This window comes from Paenibacillus amylolyticus (genome assembly GCF_051136285.1).
GTDB classification, from domain to species: domain Bacteria; phylum Bacillota; class Bacilli; order Paenibacillales; family Paenibacillaceae; genus Paenibacillus; species Paenibacillus amylolyticus_F.
The window spans coordinates 3,464,030-3,486,961 of record NZ_CP194938.1 but is presented as its reverse complement, the minus strand read 5'-3'; the positions used below and the strand labels follow the sequence as shown (position 1 = coordinate 3,486,961).

Genomic DNA, 22,932 nt, shown 5'->3' with positions numbered 1-22,932 from the left:
AGAAAATTTAAATAATAAACTCCTATACTGAAATTATCGACAATATCACACAACGTTCATTCGTATTGGAGGAATATAGATGGCGAAGATGGACAGGAAATGGGTTGTATTATGCTCAGCTGCTGTGGCAGCAGTATATACAGCGGGTTATTTTACAACAGAGACTGCGGCGGTCGCACAACCACCAGTACAGCACAATCAAATTAACACTCTGATAAATCCGGTGTCAACCAGCAATCCTAAGGATACTTCCAAGACCTCGGCTACACAAGGTAAGGTCAAACAAGGAGAGAAGGTCCAGCATGCGAGTATGTATCGCGATGGAAGTTTTGAGGGAACGGGCAGCAATCGCCGTGGCTCCATTCAAGTTACGGTTACTATTCAGAAGGATCAAATTACAGATGTAGAGATCAGTCAGTTTGCTATGCACTACTCCGAACAGGACGTGGTGGACATGCCGGACGAAGTGATCCGTAAACAGAGCGCCCAAGTCAACAACGTATCTGGAGCTACGTACAGCACCGATGCATTCTCGTCGGCTGTACAGGATGCGCTGGATCAGGCTCGAAACTCATGATGTTCAGAAAAAGCAAGTTGTTTATGGATACGGTCGTTGATATTCAGGTGGTCGTGGGAACAGGAATAGCGGCAGGGAATGCGGATGAAAAAAGAAATTGTCCAGCATCGGAACAGCTGCTAAACCAGATTAATCGTGCTTTTGATGCCTTCAGGCAGGTCGAGCAGGCATGCAGCCGATTTAGCCCGGAGAGCGAACTGATGAAGGCGTGCAGCCAGATTGGGAAACCCGTCCCGATTAGTCCATTTTTGTTTGAGCCTTTGAAGCTGGCTGTGCACATGGCGGAGCTTACATCCGGTGTTTTTGATCCAACGGTGGGAAAAAGGATGGAGCAGCACGGATTTAATCGGCATTATCTAACTCGGCAGTATATGGACAGCCCTGTCTTGGAATCTGCAACATATCGTGACATTGTGCTTGATGAAACCCGTCAGACGATGCTGCTGCGCAAACCAGCGGTGATTGATTTAGGGGCAGTGGCGAAGGGATTTGCGATCGATCTTGCCGCACATGAATTACAGCAGTTCGATGGATTCATAGTGAATGCGGGGGGAGATCTATATGCCGGAGGCAGGGATGAGCAAGGCGAGCCGTGGAAGATAGACATACAGCATCCCGCAATTCGGAATGAGATCATATATACCCTGGCGTTATCGAATGAAGCGATCTGCACGTCGGGCAGCTATGAGCGAAAAAGTGCAACGACAGAGGGTGTACATCATCTGATCCATCCGGTAACCGGACATTCCCCTAAGGAATGGGTCAGTTCAAGCGTCATTGCACCCTATGCGATGATGGCTGATATATTTTCGAGTGCTGTGATGCTGCTGGGCAAGGAAGAAGGACAGCAATTGATGCAGCAGGCGAATGTGCAGGGCATTTTGATTACACCTGATTTACAGCTTGTTCGGGAAGGAGTTCACTAAATGACGATACAGAAATGGATCAAATCACCGAAAGGATATGTGAGTATAGCGATGGCTGTTTGTATTGTCATTGCTTCCATGGCGGCACTTGATATGAAAGGCATTGTCCATGGTCTGATTGCTGTGGGTACAGCTATTATTGTAGATATGATGTTCGGCCTAGTGAAACGGAAGAAAAGAATGATGCCGGATGGAGCATTCATCACAGGTTTAATTGTGGCTCTGATCCTCAGCACTTCCACCTCTTGGAAGGTTGTCGTTGCCACTGTAATACTAGCAATCGTTTCTAAATATGTGCTGGTTTCCCGCAAAAAGCCTATATTTAATCCGGCAGCGCTTGGTCTGCTGCTGTCTGTTCTGATCTTTGGAACGGGGGAAAGCTGGTGGGGTGCTTTTGGCGATCTACCCATATGGATGATGCTCCTGCTCTTGGCTGGTGGTTATATGGTTACGGGGCGGGTTAACAAGTTCCCTCAGGTTTTTGCTTTTCTGGGAACATATTTTATACTGCTGCTGGTGATGGGTGTGTTACACACTGGAGACGCAGGGGATGCACTGCGAACGCCATTTATCAATGCGGTGCTCTTCTGCGGTTTCTTTATGGTAACTGACCTGCCGACATCCCCTGCCAAATCGAAGGATCAACTGGTGTTTGGAATGGTTGCAGCCTTGGTGGGTGCGCTGATCTATAGCCTGTTTGGTGGATTGCTGTACCTGTTCATTGGATTGTTATGTGCCAACTTCTATCATTTTTTGCGAACGCGCTTTGCCATATTTGCATAGCGATGCGTGAAACCCAGAGCGCCGTTTCCGGATATATCAGAAACGGCGCTCATTTACGTCTGATTTTTATGAAGTGAATTTTGGCAGCCAATCACCGTGGGCTGCAATCAAATCGTCGCACATCGCCACGATGTCGTCCATGGACAGCTCGGCAGCAGTATGCGGATCAAGCATGGCTGCATGATAGATATGCTCTTTTTTGCCTGTAATTGCCGCTTCAATGGTGAGCAATTGCGTGTTGATGTTGGTGCGGTTCAGCGCCGCCAGCTGTGGTGGCAGGTCACCGATATATGTTGGGTTAATGCCGGAACCATCGACCAGACAGGGTACCTCAACACAAGCTTCGCGAGGCAGGTTGGTGATGAGTCCGTTGTTTATAACGTTACCGCCAATTTTATATGGGCGATCCGTCTCCATGGCTTCCATAATATGCGAAGCATATTCATGGCTGCGCGTATGCTGAATATTTTCGCTCGCAAACAGCTTCTCACGCATTTCTTTCCAGTCAGCAATCTGATCCACACAGCGGCGCGGATACTCATCCAGCGGAATGTTGAAACGTTCGATCAGTTCCGGGTAGTTGCGTTTGATGAAATACGGATGATATTCTGCACTATGCTCAGAGGATTCTGTAACATAATAACCAAAGCGATGCATCAGTTCATAACGTACCATGTCGTCATGTTTCTCCTGTTGTTTCTGTCTCGCAAGGCGTTTGATCTCAGGATACAGATCGACGCCATCTTTTGTCACTTCCAGCAACCATGCCATATGGTTAATCCCGGCGATTTTGGCAACAACACCAGTCTGGTCAATCCCCAGCGTATCAAACAGATGTGGTACGCAGACTTGTACACTGTGACACAGACCAATCGTTTTGATCCCGCCATGCACGTTCATGACGTTGGTGAGAACAGCCATCGGGTTCGTGTAGTTCAGGAACCAGGCATCCGGGCATACTTCCTGCATATCCTTGGCGAAGTCGAGCATTACCGGGATGGTACGCAGGTTACGGAAAATACCGCCAATGCCGAGGGTATCCGCAATCGTTTGACGCAGACCGTATTTCTTCGGAATTTCAAAATCCGTGATGGTACACGGGTCATACCCGCCCACCTGGATTGCGTTGATGACATATTTGGCTCCGCGCAGTGCTTCTTTGCGATCATGATATGTCTTAATGGAACAGCGGCTTCCCAGTGATTTGGCCAAGCTCGTTAACAAGCGCTCCGAGTCGCTTAAACGCTCCGCATCGATATCAAACAAGGCCAGTTCAAAGTCTTGCAAAGCCTCCGTCATCATGACATCACCCAATACATTTTTAACAAAAACGGTGCTGCCTGCACCGAGAAACGTAATTTTATTCATCTCAAGTTCATCCTTCCCGAAAAAATGTTGTACCCCAACTATAGGCCGAACAGGCTCATACTACTATGGCTCAACCCCTCTCAAACATGGCATAATCCCATTTATGTTTTCGTTTTCAATAACAAATCGCGTTATACACCTGTTATAATTTAATGTAACTATAAGTGAGAGAATATGTGAGATTATTTTGAAGGTGCCTTTAACCTCATTGTCGAAAGGAGGGGAAACATGAGTCGGAAGGTTGAAATGAATGTGGTTTCCGCGGGTTGGACGCAGATGGAGCTGGTCTTGTTATTTTATGGATGGGAGGCCTGTGATCCTGCCCACTATTGGGGGCCGGGGGTACGTGATTCCTATATCGTGCATTACATTCATGAAGGACGTGGCACGGTGTATATGGGGGATCGGGAATATCGTCTCAGCGAGGGCCAGGGATTTGTCATTTTACCCGACACGGTCATTCATTATGAAGCCGATGCGGAGGAGCCTTGGACGTATTCATGGTTTGGTTTCAGAGGGGTACAGGCCAAAGCTTTTATGCAGCGTGCGCAGCTAAGCCTGGAGCAACCGGTGTTCACTGCTCATGATATGGAAATCATGGCACATTTATATGATGAGATGCTCCAAGCTGAAGCAAACTCACTTATGGGGGGAGATGTGCTGCAACAAAGTCTGTTATACCGACTTATGGCGGCATTAATTGCATCTTCGCCGATCAAAGAAGATGAACCACCCCCGCTCCTTTCGACGAAAGAGACTTATATTCGGCAGGCTGTGCAGTTTATGGAGAATCGGTATAGCCAGCGTACTTCCATTCTGGATATCGCACAGGCTGTCGGGCTGGATCGGACGTATTTATCGGGTTTGTTCAAAGAACGATATGGCAAGTCGTTGCAAGCTTTTTTCTTGGAGTATCGCATGAATCGTGCTGCTGACCTGCTTCGTAACCCTATGCTGTCTGTGAGTGAAGTAGCCCACTCTGTTGGTTACACCGATCCGTTACTCTTTTCCAAAATGTTCAAACGTGTGACAGGGGTTTCACCCAAGGCCTCACGAGTGCGAGATTAACCGCATTTATGATTTTAAATTTGAAAGAAAACCATCGATTGAATTGCAAGAGCCGTCATTGCCTGTGCGATTCACGTACGACCTGAGATCATGCTGTTTGACGATCTAGCTCTAGGCTTGATGTTTCCATTCCGCAGCAGATCTTGGATTTTCTCATGGAGCTGTGCAGGGAGATGGAGGTCTCCTCCATTTTCATATTGCATGATCTTGCGATGGTGTAGCAAGTGAGTCACCGCATTGCCGTAATGTATCAAGGGAAAGTGGTGGAGATTGTAGACAGTTCCATGCTGACCAAGTTCAGCGAATCACATGTATACCCAAAGTCTGATGTCCTCGGCGTTGTCCTTGCGAGAGTTGAAGGGCAAAATGCAGATGCAGGAGCGCGTAGAGGTTTTGACAGGGAGTAGGTAAACTGGGTTAGTTTAAAAAGCAAAAGTTATAAAAAAACAGGGTGATCTGGAATGAGTTCGTTTGATGAATTCATTCCAGATCACCCTTTTATTGTTTTCCACCTTATAGGACGAGGATGGTCTGGTTGTTTGTTTTTGTGTTGATGTTTGAATTTGATTTGGATAGTTCCTAATCTTTGTTCCATAATTCTGAATTTTTAATTCCAATCCTTAATGAGGCACCTGAGACTGAAAGTCGTTTCGGCTGGACAGGTCTGCATCATAAAAAAGAATATCTCCATCCTTCAATGGCCATCTAATAATGTCGTTAGTGCTGTTATTGAATGCAGGTGGGCGGTTGAAGCCCTCTAACTGCCACTGATTCATAAGTGGAGCATGGATATATTGCAGATGCGGTGCCTGTGTATTGCCATTGCGCAGACTCTCTATATTAAAGTTGACGACGATGTATCCATTTTTCAAAAAGATATCAGATGATTCATCCAGCTTATTCTGTCTGGCAATCGGTTCAAGATTCATGCCTTTGGGAACGGCGTACACATCAGCCGGCAGACTGTACTCCCCGTACCAACGCTGTATTGCGGCATTCGCCCTGTCCACGTTGACGCTGGATGGGATGTTCGTTTTAGGTCCAATTAGTGTACGAATCGGCGACGTCAGGATTATCCAGTCATAACGCCCTGTCCATGTTTTTTGGTGTGAAGTCTGGTTGACGACCTTGACCATAAGGTCGCTCATATTCATGGTAGTGCCTCCAGATGGTGGTCTGATCGTTGGGGTACAGCCTCCACCTCCGTGATCCCCGCCACCATCGTCACCACCCCCGGTTCCCTGTTCGACACCGATGGTGGTTCGGGTCGTTAATTGAAATCCATCTTTTTTCCACAAAACGGTGATGTTTGTACTCCCCCGGCTAAGTGCTTGTACCAGCCCTGATTGAGATACGGTGGCAACCGAAGGATTGGAGGACTCTCAGGTGGTCGTTCCTCCGCTGCCTATGTTTACATTGGTTTCTGCACCAAAGCTGCCATCCCCTGTTTTGGTTTTAACCGTAGCGTTAAGCTGCTTGGTTTGATTTAAACGAATTTGTCCTCCAGAGGTGAGGTTGATTTCTTTGGTTATTTCCGCTTGGCCTTTCCAGTAAAGGTCTGTATTGAAAATGTAGTCAGCTGACCATTTAGGTGGGTTATAGGGTCTGGCAGCTGTCGCTGGAATGATACCTCCGATTTTCATAATAAATTTTGTTCTTCTTCCATTAAAAGAATGGACAGAAAGAAGTTGAGGCATGTTTAGGTCGGCATCATAGTGCTTTGTATCGTCCATATAATGAGGTGCCAGCGACACCTCGGTTAGTTCAAGTCTTGGATGAGGGTCTCCATTTTCATCTAAATATATCGTAGGTTTATATTCCTCTTTATCCAAATCGAGATCAACACAAATTGTTGATGAAACGGGACGATTTGTGGCTGGATCATTATTGAGCAGGGTATTGGGTCCGTTACATCCACCTTCAACACGCCATCTGTGATCATCATGTTGATAAATAAATATTCCGATATTTGTTGTTCTTTCGCCTTCCATCGGTATAATTTTGTTCTGAGATTTAGCAGGTATCGCAGGAACCATATAGGGGGATCTTATTTCAGGTTTAGTGCCTGGACCACCACCAGCATGTACAAAAGAATAAGGATGTATCATCGAGTTAGAAATTAGAGTGGTTATCAGAATTTTTCTAAACAAACTGTATATTCTTAAAAGGGTGTTTTCTAATTTAATTTGTATCGAAGACACTATATACTTTCCCCTCCTTAGTTTCTAATGTTAGGGCTCTTGTCAATGACTGATTAAAATGTAATAGTCCTTGACCCCAATATACGGGATTTTTGACTCCGAATACTCCTTTGTTCAGAGTGTAATCTCCTGTTTTAGGAGCCTCATAAGATAGGAATGCTATTGATTGAGGTGATTTTAAAGGGTTAAATGTCGCCGAATTAAGAAGACTCCCGGCTTGAAGCTGATTCATCGATTCTGATTTGATATTTAGCGCAAATTCCACAAAAGAAAATTGTCGTCCAATTTGAAGCTTAACACCTTCATCTACGAAAACAGGGTAATAAATACTGCGATTATTGCTAGGAACATGAGTGTCTACAACAATCCAGTTTAAAATTTTTAAATCAGCGTGATTTGTCTCGGTGACGATGTTTTTGTTCCGAACTAATGAGAAGTCATCCGTTACTACGTCTTCGTACTTTTGATTACCTGATAAAAGTATTTTTCTCTCAGGTGTTTTTTTAAACGATTTGGAAATCACACTCAAATTTGTACCCGTCAATCCCACCTGACGCAGTTCATTTAGCCCTTGAAGGTCGGCAGGTTTTGTTTTCGCAACGGACGCGTAACGGGCGATCAACACGGCGACTTCTGCCCGGGTTGTGGTACGGTTCACACCAAATGTTTTATCATTCGCAACGCTCATCAGACCAGTTCCAAGGGCAACAGCGACTGCATTTTTTTGCGAGTCTACCAGCTTGCCTGTAAAATATTCCTTCGCAGGAATGACGGTGTTGGTCACATCCGAAAGAGCTTGTCTATAGTCTGAATCCACAACACTTAATCCTTGTGTCAGCCAGTCCGCCATCTCGCCTCGCTCAAGTGCAGCTTGAGCATTCAATTTGCCCTTGTAACTGGAAGGGTGGATAAACCCTTTGGCAATCGCTGTAGAGACATCACTTTTTGCCCATTCCGGCACATCTGTGAAATGATTCGGTTCAGCGTCCTTTAACTCCGGTTGGTTCGCCACACGCGCTAAAATACTAGCCATCTCAGCTTTGGTCACCGGTGAACCTGGTTTGAACGTTCCGTCTGCATAACCCTTGAAATAACCTTGCTCTACTGCTGAATGAATTGCTGAGGATGCCCAGTGGGATGCAGGTACATCTTTAAATGTATTGACAGCTTGCGCTGCTTCGACTGAACTAGATCCTCCCATTCCTGCAAAGCCCGCAATTCCTCCAGTTAATAAGGCTAATGTCGCTAAGGTGGAGATCATCTGTTTTCTCATAAATCTAACTCCTCTCGTGTGAAATAGGTTTTTGCTGGTATGTACTTACTAGGATTCCGGATGCTAAATTTGTAATAATAATCAATATTCTACCATGTATATCTAGGCTTTTGGTATGAATTATCAACGATCCCCCTCCATGTCAAGCTATTCAGCTAATGCTCCAGACCTATGTTTTCCTCCAAAAAGACAAAAAAAGGCCACGAATCCGTAGATTCATAGCCTTATGCTTTAAGGTCTTTCAAACATATTTGGTTCATTTCAGTTTGATTTTTCAATACATAGAGAATACTTCATTTTCCAACATTTGAAAACCCCATATGCAATGAATTCGAAAAATAATTCAGGCAATCGGTGTTCCATTTGGCAACGGATGGTCTGGAGAGAGTAGGACTACATCGCCTTCGCCGGGCACACCGCCCAGCACAAGGACTTCAGAGATGAAACCAGCAATCCGCCGCGGTGGGAAATTAACGACTGCAATAACCTGTTTCCCAATCATCATGTCAGGTGTGTAACGTTGGGTGATCTGAGCACTCGAACTCTTTAAACCGAGTGGGCCAAAATCAATTTTCATTTTAATTGCGGGGACACGAGCCTTCAGGAAAGGTTCAGCCTCCACCACGGTACCCACTCGGATGTCATGTTGCATAAAATCTTCAAAAGTAGCCATAAGCTAAACTCCTTTCAACGAACATTGACACTCAGTATAAATGAACATTCCGCCAGAACATATCAAAAATCCAGATTACGCTGTATCGTAACCTGGATTTCCTTTAGTATGCTCTAGTGGAATTCTCCATAGAAATGTTCCAGAAAAAATCCCCTAAAAGTCGTTATGCAGCTTTGATTATGATCTGTTCCAGTTTTCTCCCGTGAGATATTTCTCGGTAAGAATGGACAGCATCTGGATCCCTACTTCATTATGCCCGCCCTCTGGGATAATGATATCTGCATACTTCTTGGATGGTTCGATAAACGCATCATGCATCGGTTTTACCGTTTCGAGATACTGTTTGTACACGGATTGGATCGAGCGTCCACGCTCTTCCATGTCCCGCAATACTCTGCGCAGAATACGTACATCGGAATCGGTATCTACAAATACCTTGATATCCAGCAATGTACGAAGGTGCTCATCAATCAGCACATGTAACCCTTCTACAATGATGATATGATTCGGTGCAAGCTCAATCGTTTCGCCTACAGCACGATTATCTATGGTGAAGTCATACACGGGAGCATATGCCGCGTGGCCTTTTTTCAAGAGGGTGAGATGTTCAATCAGCAGATCATTATCAAAAGCAAACGGGTGATCGTAATTCGTCAGTCTGCGTTGTTCAGGTGTGAGGTCTGACTGGTCTTTGTAATAATTGTCTTGGGATATGAATGTAACTTTAGCTGATCCCAGACGTTCAATAACGGAGCGGGCTACCGTTGTTTTGCCGGAGCCGGTTCCTCCGGCGATACCAATAATGAGCATGGTTGTTCCATAAACCTCCCTAAAGTGGCAGCATGATCAATCGATGAAGAGTGCCAAAAATGTTTGATTTTTGAGCTTGATCTGCATGTCTGTCTGCGAATACACAATTCTTTTATTGTATCACAGCTCGCTGACTTTTTCATCTTAAGGAACAGAACCATGTTTTGCCTTTCAGGGGGTGTGCTCATTTCCAGATATATGATTCTAGCGCATCGGAGAATTTGACTTGTGTCCTGGCATCTTCCAGTGAAGAAACTGGTTCTGGCCGAGCAGACGGGTAAGCAGACCAAGAATAACAAAAATGAGCACGCTGCCTGCCGTATTGGCAATCAGATCATTTGGGGATACCGAATTGAAATAGTGTAATCCCTCTCTAATCAGAACGTAGTCTGTACGAACGGGGCAGAGCTGTAATTCCGCGGGACATTAATAAAACAGCACGTATCGTCAGATCATGACGGATACGTGCTGTTTGTGGTGTTTATATAATTCTGGTGTTCATTTATATAGAAGCTCATGGGGGAGCTGGGGTTGATTCAAGTAATGCGGTTGATCATTGAACAATGCTCATGCAGAGTAGGCTCTGACCAACTCGGTCCAATATGGAAACCTTACAGACCGAGCAGTTCTTTGACACTTTCAGCTACCGCTTTGCTGGATTGCGGGTTTTGTCCTGTAACGACACGTCCGTCTGTTGTAACGTAAGAGCTGAATGGAGATGCTTTAACGTACTCAGAGGCACGTTCACGCAAGGCATCTTCCAGCAAGAAAGGAACATACTTCGTTTGTTGAGCCAGTTCTTCTTCCTCATTGGTGAAGCCGGACACTTTCTTATCGTTAATCAGAAGCAAGCCGTTGGACAGCTTCACATTCAGCAGGGCGGTAACCCCGTGGCACACGCCGGATACCACGCCACCTTTTTCATAAATATCACGGGATAACGCTTGAAGTTCGGCATTGTCCGGGAAATCCCACATTGTACCGTGACCGCCTGTGAAGTAGATCGCATCGTAGTCACTTGCGCTAACTTCGCTAGGTTTTAATGTATTTTTCAGTTTGTTCATGAAAGCTTCGTTCTCGAAATATGCTTTGGTGCTTGCATCCAGAGAGTCGCCCAGACTTTTCGGATCAAGTGGCACGTTGCCGCCGTTCGGGCTGACCAGATCAATCTGCACATTCTCGTTATGGTCGAATTCTTCGATGAAGTGAGTAGCTTCACTCAGCCACAGACCTGTAGGTTCATCCTTGGTTGCATATTTATCGACATTGGTCAAAACAACTAATACTTTTTTCATGGTAAAACCTCCTGTATATTGCTTTAATTAGATTGTGTAAAATATAATCGCTAACAACTTCATGCAGACAATATATCACACTCATTTGCCAAAGTAAACTAAAACTATGAATTTCGTATAGTTTGTATATTCTATCTATTCTGTCCAACCATGCTATACTCAATATATTGTCCAATACGGAGCCGTTGACACAGCATGAAGGAGGTAATCTTTTGAAACGTTTGGAAAACTCACAAAAACTACTGACCAAGATCATTCCGGTTCTACGTACAAAGTCCATCAGTTCCCTGCGCATGGATGACATCGCGAAACATATGCATATCAGCAAGGCAACCCTATATAAATACTTCACATCGAAAGAGGAAATTATCCAGAACGTACTGAACGTGTACATTGAGGAGATTCATGATTCCCGGGTGACCATGGAGGATGACACGATCTCGTATGAGCGCAGATTTCAGATTGCCTATGAGCATGCGATGACCCATGTGTTATATCTGCCCGAGTTCTTTTGGAGCGAGGTCAAAAAGCTTTATCCGGCATTATACGAAGGGATTGCTTCTGCTCTGCGGCATCATAGTGAACAGTTATGTTCCTTTTTTGAAAAGGGAATGACACAAGGCATCTTTAATCGAATTAGTCCGGTGCTGTATATGATTCAGGATGAAGCGGTGATTCGCAGGATCGCTGAGTCGTCGTTTTCCATTACGCATGATATGACGATTCGGCAGGCCTTGTTTGAATTTTATATGATGAAGAAACATCAATTGATGCACCCCTCTCGTTTGGAGAATCTGGATGACCAGCCGGTAAAAGCATACATTAACGAGTTGATTCAACAGCTGTCACGGACGATGTAAAGATGGATGCGAGTTTTAGTGCCTGGGTATAAAAAGGGTTGTTCAATTTAACTTAAAATTTTAAGAATGTGGATTTAAAGTCCTAGGTCTTCTGATATAATCATGTCGAAAGATGTCAATTATGACCAGATGTCTTCTACATATTTTGGGAGGTTTACTCTATGAAAAAGTCAACAAAGCTTCTCTCTTCAACGGCTATCGCCGCGATGGCAGCGGTATCGGTTGTTACTTATGCTTCGGCAGCAAGTGCTACTGTGGCAAAGCCCGTTTCTTCTTTGTCCAGCGTGAACCTCTCCTCCATGGATATTGAAACGGCATTGATGATGGTTCAGCAGGAGCGCGCCAAATTGCTGGATGCTCAACTGCAAACACAAATCCAAGCGGTACAGAACCGCAATCAACAGATCACTGATCTCAATGCAAAATTGCAAGTGGCTCAGCAAAACGGAGATCAAGCCGCCGTGCAAACACTGAAAGGCCAGATTGATGCCCTCAGCAATTCGCAACAAATGGATATGCTTCGTTTGCAGTCCATGTCTAACAAACGGAATGAAGCTTTTGATCTGATGACTAATTTCATTAAAAAGATGCAAGACTCCAAATCCTCCATCATCGGTAATATGCGTTAGAACTAGAACCAGATCAGACCATATTAGATCAGATTGAATGATCTTATCTTGCATTAAAAAAGCAAAAAAGAGCGAAGCTGGAATCAATATTCCAAAGCCTCGCTCTTTTTAATTTATTCAGTATGCAGCTTAACCCGACCAGTCGCGACGCCGAGTAAATAGATCCTTCAGTTCATCGGTCGACAGTTCGGTAATCCAGTTCTCGGAGCTGGTGATGATGTTGTCGCTGAGCTGCTGTTTACTTTCCAGCATTTCATCGATTCGTTCCTCCAACGTTCCGAGGGAAATGAATTTATGCACCTGCACGTCCTTGGTCTGTCCCATCCGATACGCCCGGTCCGTTGCCTGATTCTCAACAGCAGGGTTCCACCAGCGGTCAAAGTGGAAGACGTGATTGGCCGCCGTCAGATTCAGCCCCACGCCGCCAGCCTTAATGGACAGAATGAAGACCGAAGGCTGCTTGTCCGCGGGTAGTGTGCGGGACTGGAATTCCTCTATCATGCGATCCCGTGCCGTCTTCGACGTGCCACCATGCAGGTACAGCACTGGCTCTTGCAATTCCTGCCGCAGTACTTGTTGCAACATCTGTCCCATACCGATATATTGCGTAAAAATAAGGCAGCGTTCGCCCTCGTCACGCAGCTCACGAACAAGCTCCATCAGCCGTTCCAGCTTGGCTGAGCGGCTGATGAGCATCGCCATATCCTGCGGGCTGTAAACATCATAGGCAGATGTTGCTGGACCATCTGCAGGTAACTCCTCCGGCAGCGTTTCTTTGGTTAGCAGCAGTGGATGATCACATAGCTGCTTCAATTGTGTTAATGCGGAGAGAATTGCACCTTTGCGCTTGATGCCCTCCAGCTCTTTCATTTTGTCCATCAGAGCTTGCACCGATTGGTCATATAATGCACTCTGTTCACCCGTGAGGTGAATATAGGTTTTCATCTCATTTTTATCCGGCAGATCGAGCTGGATATTCGGATCCTTTTTCTTGCGGCGTAGCATAAAAGGTTTTACCAGCTGCTGCAGATCCTGCATGCGCTGTTCATCCTTGTCCTTCTCAATCGCACTAATGAAGCGGGTTTGGAATGCACGAGCGCTGCCCAGATATCCCGGATTAATGAAATCATAGATCGACCATAGCTCAGCTAAGCGGTTCTCGATCGGTGTACCTGTGAGCGCAATACGGTGTTTGGCCGGGAAGCTGCGCACAGCCATAGACTGTTTGGTCTGGGCGTTCTTGATGTTCTGCGCTTCATCAAGACAGATGGCGGCCCAAGTATAGGTTTCCAGCAGTTCCTGATCCAGTGTTGCCGTAGCATAGGAGGTAAGGATAATATCCGATTGCTCGGCCTGCTCCCGGAATTCTTCCCCGCTTAACCGCCGTGGCCCGTAATGCAAACTCACACGGATGGAAGGAGCAAAACGGCTGATTTCCTTCTGCCAGTTACCCAGTACGGATGTCGGACAGATCAGCAGGGCAGGAGCTTGTCCAGGCAACCTTGGCTCATGATCCTTGATGTGGAGCAGATAGGTAATGAACTGGATCGTTTTCCCGAGACCCATATCATCTGCAAGACAGGCCCCAAGGCCGAACCTGCGCAGGAAACCAAGCCAAGCGAAGCCTTCCTTCTGATAGGATCGCAATTCGGCATGGAGTCCATCCGGAATGGGCAGGGAAGGAGCCCCACCTTGTCCGCCTCCGAGCTGAGCAATGACCCGATTCAGATGTTCATTCAACTCCACCTCCAGCCGCATACTCTCGCTGGACTGAGACGGTGGCTGCTCATCCTCAGTTTGCTGGCCTTCCTTCCATTTCTGCTTGGCATATTCTCGTTGTTCATTGTGAAGCAGATGCAGGTGCAGAATATCCTGAAACGAAAGTCCCTGTTCCCGATCAACACCGCCCATGGCTCTGCGAATCTGCTCCAGCAGATCGGGATCGAGCGGCACCCATTCGCCGCGGAAGCGAACCAGTCGTTCGTTACGAGCGACGAGATCCGCAAATTCCTCTTCACTAAGATCGGTATCCCCAATGGCAATACGCCAGTCAAAATGAATGATCGAGTCCAATCCAAAGAAGGATTGACCTCGCTCGCTGCCTTCTTCCGGTTTCACCTTGGCTCGCAGCTTCGGTTTTTTCTTGCGGGCTGCTTCCCACCAGCCTGGCAAAAGGACTTGCCAGCCCGCAGCTAGCAAGCGACCGCTATCTTGGGTCAGGAACTGCCAAGCTTGCCGATCATCCAGCGGATCGCTCAAAATATCTCGTCTGCCGCTGATGGAGCTGCCAAGACGTGGCAGTTGCGCGCGAAGCTGATCCAGCCAGCCAGGCGAGCGGTCCAGAATGAAAGGCGTCCAGCCCTCGGGCCATTCGCCCTCCAGCCGTCCGCGTGAATCCAGCATGACCGGCACGAGAACAGCAGCGTCCAGCTTGTTCTGCAATACCAGCCGCAGACGCCATGAGGAGTCGTCCTCATCCGGCTCCTGCAATTGCAGCATCGGTCGGAATGGTGCTGCATCGGCTTTCCAGCCGATGGATACCAGCCACGACCGAGCATCAAGGCCGCCTGTTCGCGGAAGTACTCCGCGCTCGGGGAAGAGTTGCGGGAACTCCCGCCGTAGGTCGGTAGCAGCCTCTTCTGTGCTGTAACATTGCTGGAACACGGCAGCGGAATAGGCTGCGCCGAGTCCTTCGGCGTAACTCTCATCCGTCTGCTGAATGGCTTGGTTAAGCGAAGCCAGCTCCTGCTTTTTCATACTGTCTGGGTCCCACGTCCATTGCAACTGTCCGGCGCGATAAGCTTCAAAGCTGGGAACATACTTTCGTTTCTCGATGGATGATGCAAGTATCGGAGCGAGTCGGATGAGGTGATCTGCCTGCTCGTCCCACTTCCATTCGATGTGGATCAGGGTATGCATCTCTGCGAAGAACGGAATGACTTCTTCCGCAGGCAGCACCACAAGTTCAACCTCTTCAATCTGCCGGATTTCCAGCTCCGTACCATAGAAGGAAGGAGCATGCCAGGCGAAGAGGCGCTGCTTCAGCGACTGGCCTGATACAAAATGGTGTGTATTTAGAGCACCGTAAAATAGCGCATCGCCATATCCGGTCAAAGCAACGTGTACCTCAATTGTTTCTGTGTACAGGTGGATTAGACTCATGGAATCAGTTTACCTTTCCGAAGCTCCTCCTGCAGGGCACGCAACCGACTGTTCCGAACAGCCAGTGTAGTGATGAATTGTTCCCATTGCACCTCTTGCTTCAATTTTTTATATATTTTGGACAGTCGTTTCAGCAGCTTTACAGCGGCCTTATAACCATCTCTGTTTTTATGACCGATATAACGCTCGACCGCCTGATGATAGAACGGTAACAGCAATTCAGGGGCATCCTTCTCGATGGGTTGCAACACGGCTACGCGGAATTCGAGAGGTTCTGTGCCTGTACTCAGTTGAAAATCAATCCATCTGCGCCACTGCCCCCGAGAATGCATGGCTTCCTCATAAGCAGGCCTCGAGTGGGGAAGCATGCTGACCAGCGTGTCCCACATTTGTTGTTCCGCCTTCGGGACTTGCTGGATTGTGATATCCCACAATCGCATATAGTCCTGCAACGGGGCATTGCGGCGAACCGCCAGCAGTGGCCCGAGTTGCACCAACCATTCACTAAGACGTGTCCAGTCAGCTGCATCGGCTAGTGTATGGAGAAAATACAACAAATGTTCCGGAGGAATACCGTATGATGAGCTGCCATGGACGAGCTTCTGCCAGGCGGATGTATCCTGCTCCAAGTGGTAGTACATCCAGCTTTGTGCAAGAACAAGTGGCAGGGGAAGAGAGACTTTTCTAACCATCCCGCTTGTGTTGGGTATGGCTCTGGCAGCATGGGTTTCATCACCTTCGTAACTCTGGTTGCCACCGATCCTGTTTGGGGATGCTGCCGAACCAACTGTACGGGCTGGATCTTTGGCTCCCGTTGCTCCCGCTGAGGCGATAATATTCGCTTCTATTTCATTTAAATCAGTTAGTTCTGACTCCAACATCGCCTGTTTTCCTTGAAGCCGGGGCACAATCCAGTTCAGCCACAGTTTCGGGTAAATTGGCGTGAAGAACATCATGTTAGCCGTCTCCGCTAACATCTCTGTCCGCAGATAAGCTGCAGTTTCGTCCAGCCTCGCCCAGACTTGCTCAAGCGCAGTACCTTGCAATCCAGACAAGTCCAGCGGTTGAAGCAGGAGGGATTCGAGTCCTTTTTGGAGGGCATCAACCGCCAGCTGGGCAGGATAACTTAAATACACAGGAGTATGTGTAATGGAGTTGCGCGCTGGTGGTATGCAGTACCGCATAAGGTAGAGCTGGACATGCAGCTCGAACAGCTGATCCATCGCAGTGGACATTTTGGGTTTGATCGCGTACAGCTCATCAGCGGCTTCCTGAATGTAAGCAGTGGTTGCTGTCCCTGTACCCAGCCGCTTAAGACTTGCCCGAAACAGTTCATGCCAGTCCGAGATGGTCATTCCGGACAACTCGGTCGCCCGCTCTTTGATCTCGCTGTATTGCTGGTTCTCTGTAGAGTTGTTATCTTCGAAGGTATCCTCTCGTTCCGTAGCATTGCCGAAGTTGTAAGCTCTCCCCGCAGAAGTGCCTGCTGGTTTGCTGGTTTGTTTCAAGGCCGTGCTTGCATGTGCATTCACCAGTGCTGGAACCGGACGCCCCTGCTGCTCGGCATAACTCATGAGTACAGCTGCCATATGCTTGCATGGGGAGTTGACCGGACAGGCACAATAACTGGTGGACAAGGCCTGCATACGGAGAACCACTTCGTAAGATTCACTTCCTTGTACCTCGGCCATAACGATCTGAGACTCATTGAATTTTAAAGCTCCAACACGTTTCTGTTTATAATACTGGAATCCACGCATGATCGTCAGGTTGTTAAAAAGCTCTGCAACCTCACGAATTAACGCTTGCCACTGCGCGTCATCCATCATGCAATCATTGGGTACGTTCATCATTCCATCTCCTGGGGTAAACATGGTTAACTAATCATGACGTCCAGGACGTCAGGGGCTACAGTTTCAATGATTCTATCATATCAGTTATGGAGTCGCTCGTGCAGACGTTATCTGAATCTATATGATCCTCAATTTTGCGAAGCAAGAGGATGTAACTGTCCTGATGCTTTCCGGTAGACATGCAGGAACACTTCATATTGTGTATGCTTATCGTATGTATTCCTTTCAGAAGAAATACAGCTGCACGATGACAGAGCTAAGACTATATTCAACAACAGGAGCGAGCATATATATGAAAATCCTTACGTTAAACGTCCACGCCTGGGCGGAAGAAGAGCAACGGAAGAAGATCAGTCAGCTGGCTGATTTCATCAATACACATCAATTTGATATCATTTCGATGCAAGAGGTGAACCAGTCGATTCAAGAGACAGCACTGTCTCAAGAGGAACTGCAGACATATACGGCGACCGAAGCTGGTGTGACGATCAAAAAAGATAACTACGCTCACGTCCTGCTACAGCAGTTGACCGATACGTATTATTGGACCTGGATTCCAACCCACATCGGGTTTCGTACATACGATGAAGGGCTGGCGATCCTGAGCCGGACACCGATTACCCGTTCGTTTGGAGAATATGTATCCCACATGCGGGATTATAACAACTATCGTACACGCAAAATCGTCGGGATTGAGACCACCCTGCAAGGTCAATCCACATCCACATGGTTTGTAAATGGACATTTTAACTGGTGGGATGATGCACAGGAACCTTTCAAGGGGCAGTGGGATTTGACAGAGAGCAAACTTGCACCATATATGGATCAGCCGCTGTATCTGATGGGAGACTTCAACAATGTCGCTGAGATTCGCGGTGAAGGCTACGATTACATGATGGAACATGGATGGAATGACCTCTACACGACAGCCAAACAAAAAGACAACGGAGCTACCGTAGTCAAAGCAATTGCAGGATGGGCCGACAATGAACAGCCGCTCCGGATTGATTATATTTTTGCTAACCGCCCTGTGCAGGCTCGATCCTCCAATGTTGTGCTGGATGGTACAAATGGACCGGTCGTATCCGATCATTTCGGCGTTGCAGTAGAGATTTGATGATTATAATGGACTCAGCTTTTTAATTGAAAACCGGCATCGGTTTAATAGCTGGTTACACATGCTGTGAAGCCTATGCTCCTTTCCTGTTTAGGAAGGAGCATAGGCTTCTTGGTTTTGAAAACAATTAAATGCCGCAATTTTCTGAGGGGGAAGAGATAAATTCAGAACTCGGTGTAAGCGTAAACAAAAATCTGTAGCCACCATGTGCCATGTCAGTTATACTAGGATTATTAATCGGTGTGAAGAGTAAAAGAAGAGCTGTTTCCTTTCCTGCAAAAGGGCATCCTTACTGAGGTTAAGCGCTATATCTGAGGTTTTGAAAATGAGGAGAATAACGTCATTTATATAGAATGGACTTTTATTGATTAAATGTACTCCAACATGAGAGGAATGTGGCATTCGATGACAACGTATTTCAGTGAACCGCAGAGCATGTATTATCGATTCGGAGAAGATCAGGAGCAGGTATTGAAGGTGCTCGCTGAGAGATATATTGGTGCCAATGCACAGGCCAATTTTGTATACCGTGCGTTTCAGCAATCTGGCATTTTGCAAAATGATAAAGGGCTCTATGATCTGAATCTTGGTAAACGCTTTCCAGACGCGCCTAAAGATCATATCTCCTACGCTGCAGCACTGGTCTGGGGGGATGAGAACCGCAATCTGGACGTGCTTGTACGTTGTTATGGACCGGTACGTTTTTATTTTAACAACGAGCTGATCTACCGCTCTACTGTCATCGATGAAATCACGCCAGATGCCACGGTGAAGCTTGGAATCGACATCCAACCTGGCTGGAATACTGTGTGGTTGGAGATGAAAAACACGCCTGCCGGATTCGGATGCCAGTTCGGTTCTGATGAAGGAAAAGTGCGTATTCTGAATGTACTCGCTCCATTTCAGGAGCGTTTGGGACAAGCGGGCTGGGTTTTCTCTGAACCTGTATCCTCCTCAAACGGGCAAGCACAGCCGAACTTGCTCGCAAGTCAAGGGGAGAGCGTCTTGAAGTGGCTACCCGATGTTCACTGGTCTGCTTCCGAACAGAATAAATCGGCTCTGGAACGAATCTATGGCTTGCTTCCCGGCAGACATGCTTATGCGTGGACTCACCTGAACAACCGTGATGCATCTGGACGTCCGGTCCATTTGTCAGGACACTCCTCTGGCCCACTGCAGATATGGCTTGGCGGCAAATCGGTTGCAGAAGTGAAACAAGCAGGGTCGTTTGAAGTGGAGGTAGCGGCGTCCTTTGGCCGGAATGATCTTTTAATTCGAAGTGAATGTCAGACTGACGCTGGCTCATGGGGGTTCGACCTGAAAGCATCTGTCGGCACGGAGTCACAACCATTGGAGCTTCCAGAGCGAGTACAGGGAGCAATGAATGAATGCTGGTTCTATGCAGGGCCGTTCGAGTCAGGGGTTGAGCCAGAACTGGCAGACTTGATGCGTACGGATCGTGTGTACCAGACAAGCGCTTTGCAGCAAGGCAAGGAGCCCAGCGGCACTTTGGCGGCAGCGGAGCGGACATACTGGAGACTGGATCGTCCGGATACGTTCATTCGACCTTATTATGAAAATGCGATGCTAAGCAATAAATGGACCGTGGGCAGTGTAACCAACTACGGACGCTGGGATTATCCGCTTGGGGTTACTGTATACGGATTGCTGCAAGCTGGACGGTATATGCAACGACCAGATATTACGCGATATGCCGCTGAACATGTGCAGGCCTGTACCCAGATGTATGAGTACTCTCTATGGGATCGTGAACAATATGGATTCCCGGCGATCAACCAGCAATTAATTATGTTGAAAATGTTGGACAACTGCGGTTCCTTTGGCTCAGCGATGCTGGAGTCTTATACCGAATGTAAGGAACCAACCTTCCTGCCGATTGCTGAACGAATCGCAGACTTCATGCTTTCCCGCTTGGAACGCCGAGCGGATGGAGCGTTTTATCGCACATGTGCAGGTGAATATGCCGAGAACACGATGTGGGCAGATGATCTATATATGAGTACACCATTCCTTGTGCGGTATGCGCGTGTGACAGGGAAGTCCGAGGCGCTTGATGAAGCGGCAAAACAGTTTTCACTGTATCGCAAATATTTGTTTATGCCTGAGTACAAGACCATGTCTCATGTGTATGATTTCAAATATGAGCAGGCAACACAGATTCCTTGGGGGCGGGGCAACGGTTGGACGCTGTTCTCCTTGACGGAAGTGCTGGAGGCATTGCCGGAAGAGCATCCGGAGCGCCCGGCGTTAATTGCCTTTTTCAACGAGCTGTGTGAGGGTTATGCGGCATTGCAGAGTGAGAGTGGGCTCTGGCATCAAGTATTGAATCATTCGGAGACATACCTGGAAGCCTCCTGTACAGCCATGTTCGCTTATGGTTTTGCGCGTGGTGTACGTTTTGGCTGGTTCAAAGACCCTGCTTCATATGTTACAGCGGCACAGCGGGCATGGAAGGGACTGGTCAGCAAAGCCATTGATCGTCAAGGGAATGTGCATGGCGTGTGCAGCGGTTCGAGATATGCATTCACGGCGGAATACTACGACCAGGATTTACGTACCGTTACTAATGATAATCACGGGATTGGTATCATGATGTTGGCGGGAACAGAGGTAGCCCAAATGGAGAGACATTTGTCGGAGCGCACGGCAAATTCTACAGCTTCTGCTGTGCATTCTGGATAGAAGCAGTTTGTACCAGCCTCTTACCTGCTTCATTATGTAACTTTGTTCATGTTTGAAGGAATAAGCGCCACCGGGAATAGGGTTTCCGGTGGTTTTTCTTTCCTGTGAACCCCTTACTTTTTTGACAGGATAGCTTACTTTTGTTTATGTCATGTGCAGTGGCAGGCGATTACAATAGTTTTGTAAGCGATTTCATTTAAGCAATAAGGGGAGGAAATTCATTCATGATCATCACCAAAAAGTGGGTAACCCTGTTCTGCCTGTCCCTGTTATTATTCGCTACAGCCTGTTCTGGAGGAACCTCAAGCACACCGGCATCTTCGGGTGAGTCAGGCCAAGGTGGTGCTTCAGACAAAATTGAACTGCGCATGACTTGGTGGGGATCACAGACCAGACATGATCTGACAACCAAAGTGATTAAACTGTTTGAAGAGAAACATCCAGGCATTACGATTAAAGCTGAATATTCGGGCTGGGATGGATATTTTGACAAACTTACGACGCAGGTCGCTGGTTCGAACGCTCCGGATATCATCCAGATGGATTATGCATTTCTGACGGACTTTGCACGGCGCGGTGCTTTGCTTGACCTGACGCCATATGCAGATAAAGAGCTGCGTATCAAAGATCACGACAAGAGCATGATTACAGCTGGATCGATCGATGATAAATTATATGCCATCACCCTTGGGGTGAATGCGCCAGGTGTCATTTACGATGCAACATTATTCCAGCAACTCGGCATTGAAGAGCCGAAGGAGAGCTGGACATGGGATGACTTCTCAGCGATTGCAGCCAAGATTGCTGCCGCTAAGGGAGACGGATTCTATGGCTCGGCTGACATTTCCGGTGCCACCAACATGTTTGAGGTATTTGTACGTCAGTCCGGCAAAGGTTTGTTTGAGGATGGCACCATGACAGCCACAAGTGAGCAATTAAAAGAGTGGTTTGAGATGTGGGCTGCGCTGCGTGAGAACAGAGGAGCTACGTCTGCGGAAGTTGCAGCTTCGACAACAAATGCTTTGGAAACCAGACCTATTTCTTTGGGTACAGCAGCCATGGATTTTGCGTGGTCCAACCAACTGCTTACGTTCCAACAAGTGAACAAAAACCAGGATCATAAGCTTGGCATTCAAGTGTTGCCACATGGCGTGAACGAAAAAAGAATCGGTGAGTATCTGAAGCCAGGCCAGTTCCTGTCCGGTTATTCGAAATCCAAACATCCGAAAGAAGTGGCTATGTTCATTGATTTCATGGTGAATGACCCTGAAGCGACAGCGATTCTAGGATCAGAGCGTGGTGTGCCTGTCAATGCAAGCATTCGTGAGCAGATGCAACCGAAACTGTCCGATGCAGAGAAAGTTATTTTCCAATTCATTGATACGGTATCGAAACATTCCAGTGAGATTAGCCCGCCATACCCGCAAGGATTTTCTGAAGTGGATACGAGTTTCAAAAGTACAAGCGAGCAGATCGCTTTTGGTCAAGGCAGCATGACAGACATCATTGCCCAGTTTATTGAAGGGGCCAAAGCAACGCTTGGATCAAGCCAGTAAAGAGAGTAGAGCTTGTAGCTACAGACGAGTTTTACCTACAGATACAACTGGCACTCTCGTTCCGATGAACTTCAAATA

19 protein-coding genes and 1 pseudogene are annotated in these 22,932 nt (G+C 47.2%); 11 read left to right on the top strand and 9 right to left on the bottom strand.

What is annotated here, in order from left to right; genetic code table 11:
• Nucleotides 1-79: 79 nt before the first annotated feature.
• Genes ACR8BL_RS15355 through ACR8BL_RS15345 form a run of 3 tightly spaced genes read left to right on the top strand, consistent with a single transcriptional unit; the run spans nt 80 to nt 2,286 of the window.
• Nucleotides 80-577, top strand: a complete 498-nt coding sequence (locus ACR8BL_RS15355) for an FMN-binding protein (RefSeq protein WP_434748444.1) — start codon at nt 80-82, stop codon at nt 575-577.
• A complete protein-coding gene (locus tag ACR8BL_RS15350; protein WP_434748443.1) occupies nt 574-1,503 on the top strand; it encodes an FAD:protein FMN transferase in 930 nt (309 codons plus the stop codon). The genes ACR8BL_RS15355 and ACR8BL_RS15350 overlap by 4 nt, the downstream gene beginning before the upstream one ends.
• Nucleotides 1,504-2,286 carry an RnfABCDGE type electron transport complex subunit D gene (locus tag ACR8BL_RS15345; protein ID WP_434748442.1) on the top strand — a complete coding sequence of 261 codons (783 nt, stop codon included), beginning with the start codon at nt 1,504-1,506 and terminating at the stop codon, nt 2,284-2,286.
• 66 nt (nt 2,287-2,352) lie between these two features.
• Here the strand turns inward: ACR8BL_RS15345 and ACR8BL_RS15340 are convergent, their stop codons facing one another.
• The gene (locus tag ACR8BL_RS15340; RefSeq protein WP_434748441.1) at nt 2,353-3,654 is read right to left on the bottom strand and encodes an alpha-glucosidase/alpha-galactosidase; all 1,302 of its coding nucleotides are present in this window, start codon (nt 3,652-3,654) and stop codon (nt 2,353-2,355) included.
• Between the two features lie 228 nt (nt 3,655-3,882).
• Here ACR8BL_RS15340 and ACR8BL_RS15335 point away from each other — a divergent pair, with 228 nt between their 5' ends.
• Nucleotides 3,883-4,722, top strand: a complete 840-nt coding sequence (locus tag ACR8BL_RS15335) for an AraC family transcriptional regulator (protein ID WP_434748440.1) — start codon at nt 3,883-3,885, stop codon at nt 4,720-4,722.
• A gap of 224 nt (nt 4,723-4,946) precedes the next feature.
• Nucleotides 4,947-5,129 (top strand): hypothetical protein, encoded by a 183-nt coding sequence (locus tag ACR8BL_RS15330; RefSeq protein WP_434748439.1) that lies wholly within the window; start codon nt 4,947-4,949, stop codon nt 5,127-5,129.
• A gap of 213 nt (nt 5,130-5,342) precedes the next feature.
• Here the strand turns inward: ACR8BL_RS15330 and ACR8BL_RS15325 are convergent.
• From ACR8BL_RS15325 to udk, 5 genes and pseudogenes are all read right to left on the bottom strand, one after another.
• Nucleotides 5,343-6,092, bottom strand: a pseudogene (locus ACR8BL_RS15325) (Ig-like domain-containing protein); the annotation flags it as partial.
• A gap of 12 nt (nt 6,093-6,104) precedes the next feature.
• A complete protein-coding gene (locus ACR8BL_RS15320) occupies nt 6,105-6,923 on the bottom strand; it encodes a hypothetical protein (protein ID WP_434748438.1) in 819 nt (272 codons plus the stop codon).
• A complete protein-coding gene (locus ACR8BL_RS15315) occupies nt 6,904-8,196 on the bottom strand; it encodes an S-layer homology domain-containing protein (RefSeq protein ID WP_434748437.1) in 1,293 nt (430 codons plus the stop codon). The genes ACR8BL_RS15320 and ACR8BL_RS15315 overlap by 20 nt, the downstream gene beginning before the upstream one ends.
• Before the next feature lie 343 nt (nt 8,197-8,539).
• On the bottom strand, nt 8,540-8,869 hold the full coding sequence (gene csaA / locus ACR8BL_RS15310) for a chaperone CsaA (RefSeq protein WP_434748436.1): 330 nt from the start codon (nt 8,867-8,869) through the stop codon (nt 8,540-8,542).
• Nucleotides 8,870-9,046: 177 nt separating this feature from the next.
• Nucleotides 9,047-9,679 (bottom strand): uridine kinase, encoded by a 633-nt coding sequence (gene udk, locus ACR8BL_RS15305; RefSeq protein WP_434748435.1) that lies wholly within the window; start codon nt 9,677-9,679, stop codon nt 9,047-9,049.
• A 228-nt stretch (nt 9,680-9,907) separates the two neighbouring features.
• Between udk and ACR8BL_RS15300 the strand changes: the two genes are divergently transcribed.
• The gene (locus ACR8BL_RS15300) at nt 9,908-10,045 is read left to right on the top strand and encodes a hypothetical protein (RefSeq protein ID WP_434748434.1); all 138 of its coding nucleotides are present in this window, start codon (nt 9,908-9,910) and stop codon (nt 10,043-10,045) included.
• A 245-nt stretch (nt 10,046-10,290) separates the two neighbouring features.
• Here the strand turns inward: ACR8BL_RS15300 and ACR8BL_RS15295 are convergent, their stop codons facing one another.
• Entirely contained in the window at nt 10,291-10,974 is a 684-nt protein-coding gene (locus ACR8BL_RS15295; RefSeq protein ID WP_434748433.1) for a type 1 glutamine amidotransferase domain-containing protein, read from the bottom strand.
• A gap of 212 nt (nt 10,975-11,186) precedes the next feature.
• Between ACR8BL_RS15295 and ACR8BL_RS15290 the strand changes: the two genes are divergently transcribed.
• Entirely contained in the window at nt 11,187-11,834 is a 648-nt protein-coding gene (locus ACR8BL_RS15290; RefSeq protein WP_434748432.1) for a TetR/AcrR family transcriptional regulator, read from the top strand.
• Between the two features lie 161 nt (nt 11,835-11,995).
• Nucleotides 11,996-12,463, top strand: coding sequence for a hypothetical protein (locus tag ACR8BL_RS15285; protein WP_434748431.1), 468 nt, complete (start codon nt 11,996-11,998; stop codon nt 12,461-12,463).
• 129 nt (nt 12,464-12,592) lie between these two features.
• On the opposite strand, the gene ACR8BL_RS15280 is transcribed toward ACR8BL_RS15285, so the two are convergent.
• Nucleotides 12,593-15,625: a DEAD/DEAH box helicase gene (locus tag ACR8BL_RS15280; protein ID WP_434748430.1), complete on the bottom strand. Its 3,033-nt coding sequence runs from the start codon at nt 15,623-15,625 to the stop codon at nt 12,593-12,595.
• Nucleotides 15,622-17,478: an SWIM zinc finger family protein gene (locus tag ACR8BL_RS15275; protein WP_434748429.1), complete on the bottom strand. Its 1,857-nt coding sequence runs from the start codon at nt 17,476-17,478 to the stop codon at nt 15,622-15,624. Before ACR8BL_RS15275 ends, ACR8BL_RS15280 begins: the two co-directional genes overlap by 4 nt.
• A 292-nt stretch (nt 17,479-17,770) precedes the next feature.
• Here ACR8BL_RS15275 and ACR8BL_RS15270 point away from each other — a divergent pair, with 292 nt between their 5' ends.
• The 3 genes from ACR8BL_RS15270 to ACR8BL_RS15260 all read left to right on the top strand — a co-directional run bounded on the left by ACR8BL_RS15270 (nt 17,771) and on the right by ACR8BL_RS15260 (nt 22,854).
• Nucleotides 17,771-18,595, top strand: a complete 825-nt coding sequence (locus ACR8BL_RS15270; protein ID WP_434753133.1) for an endonuclease/exonuclease/phosphatase family protein — start codon at nt 17,771-17,773, stop codon at nt 18,593-18,595.
• A 384-nt stretch (nt 18,596-18,979) separates the two neighbouring features.
• On the top strand, nt 18,980-21,298 hold the full coding sequence (locus tag ACR8BL_RS15265; RefSeq protein ID WP_434748428.1) for a glycoside hydrolase family 88/105 protein: 2,319 nt from the start codon (nt 18,980-18,982) through the stop codon (nt 21,296-21,298).
• A gap of 224 nt (nt 21,299-21,522) precedes the next feature.
• Nucleotides 21,523-22,854 carry an ABC transporter substrate-binding protein gene (locus ACR8BL_RS15260; RefSeq protein WP_434748427.1) on the top strand — a complete coding sequence of 444 codons (1,332 nt, stop codon included), beginning with the start codon at nt 21,523-21,525 and terminating at the stop codon, nt 22,852-22,854.
• Nucleotides 22,855-22,932 lie beyond the last annotated feature (78 nt).

Bases quoted from the DNA above. Each gene is read 5' to 3' on its own strand.
- ACR8BL_RS15315 (WP_434748437.1), bottom strand. From the start codon at position 8,196: ATGAGAAAACAGATGATCTCCACCTTAGCGACATTAGCCTTATTAACT.
- ACR8BL_RS15355 (WP_434748444.1), top strand. From the start codon at position 80: ATGGCGAAGATGGACAGGAAATGGGTTGTATTATGCTCAGCTGCTGTG.
- csaA (WP_434748436.1), bottom strand. From the start codon at position 8,869: ATGGCTACTTTTGAAGATTTTATGCAACATGACATCCGAGTGGGTACC.
- ACR8BL_RS15285 (WP_434748431.1), top strand. From the start codon at position 11,996: ATGAAAAAGTCAACAAAGCTTCTCTCTTCAACGGCTATCGCCGCGATG.
- ACR8BL_RS15260 (WP_434748427.1), top strand. From the start codon at position 21,523: ATGATCATCACCAAAAAGTGGGTAACCCTGTTCTGCCTGTCCCTGTTA.
- ACR8BL_RS15280 (WP_434748430.1), bottom strand. From the start codon at position 15,625: ATGAGTCTAATCCACCTGTACACAGAAACAATTGAGGTACACGTTGCT.
- udk (WP_434748435.1), bottom strand. From the start codon at position 9,679: ATGCTCATTATTGGTATCGCCGGAGGAACCGGCTCCGGCAAAACAACG.
- ACR8BL_RS15350 (WP_434748443.1), top strand. From the start codon at position 574: ATGATGTTCAGAAAAAGCAAGTTGTTTATGGATACGGTCGTTGATATT.
- ACR8BL_RS15265 (WP_434748428.1), top strand. From the start codon at position 18,980: ATGAGAGGAATGTGGCATTCGATGACAACGTATTTCAGTGAACCGCAG.
- ACR8BL_RS15340 (WP_434748441.1), bottom strand. From the start codon at position 3,654: ATGAATAAAATTACGTTTCTCGGTGCAGGCAGCACCGTTTTTGTTAAA.
- ACR8BL_RS15275 (WP_434748429.1), bottom strand. From the start codon at position 17,478: ATGATGAACGTACCCAATGATTGCATGATGGATGACGCGCAGTGGCAA.
- ACR8BL_RS15345 (WP_434748442.1), top strand. From the start codon at position 1,504: ATGACGATACAGAAATGGATCAAATCACCGAAAGGATATGTGAGTATA.
- ACR8BL_RS15270 (WP_434753133.1), top strand. From the start codon at position 17,771: ATGAAAATCCTTACGTTAAACGTCCACGCCTGGGCGGAAGAAGAGCAA.
- ACR8BL_RS15295 (WP_434748433.1), bottom strand. From the start codon at position 10,974: ATGAAAAAAGTATTAGTTGTTTTGACCAATGTCGATAAATATGCAACC.
- ACR8BL_RS15335 (WP_434748440.1), top strand. From the start codon at position 3,883: ATGAGTCGGAAGGTTGAAATGAATGTGGTTTCCGCGGGTTGGACGCAG.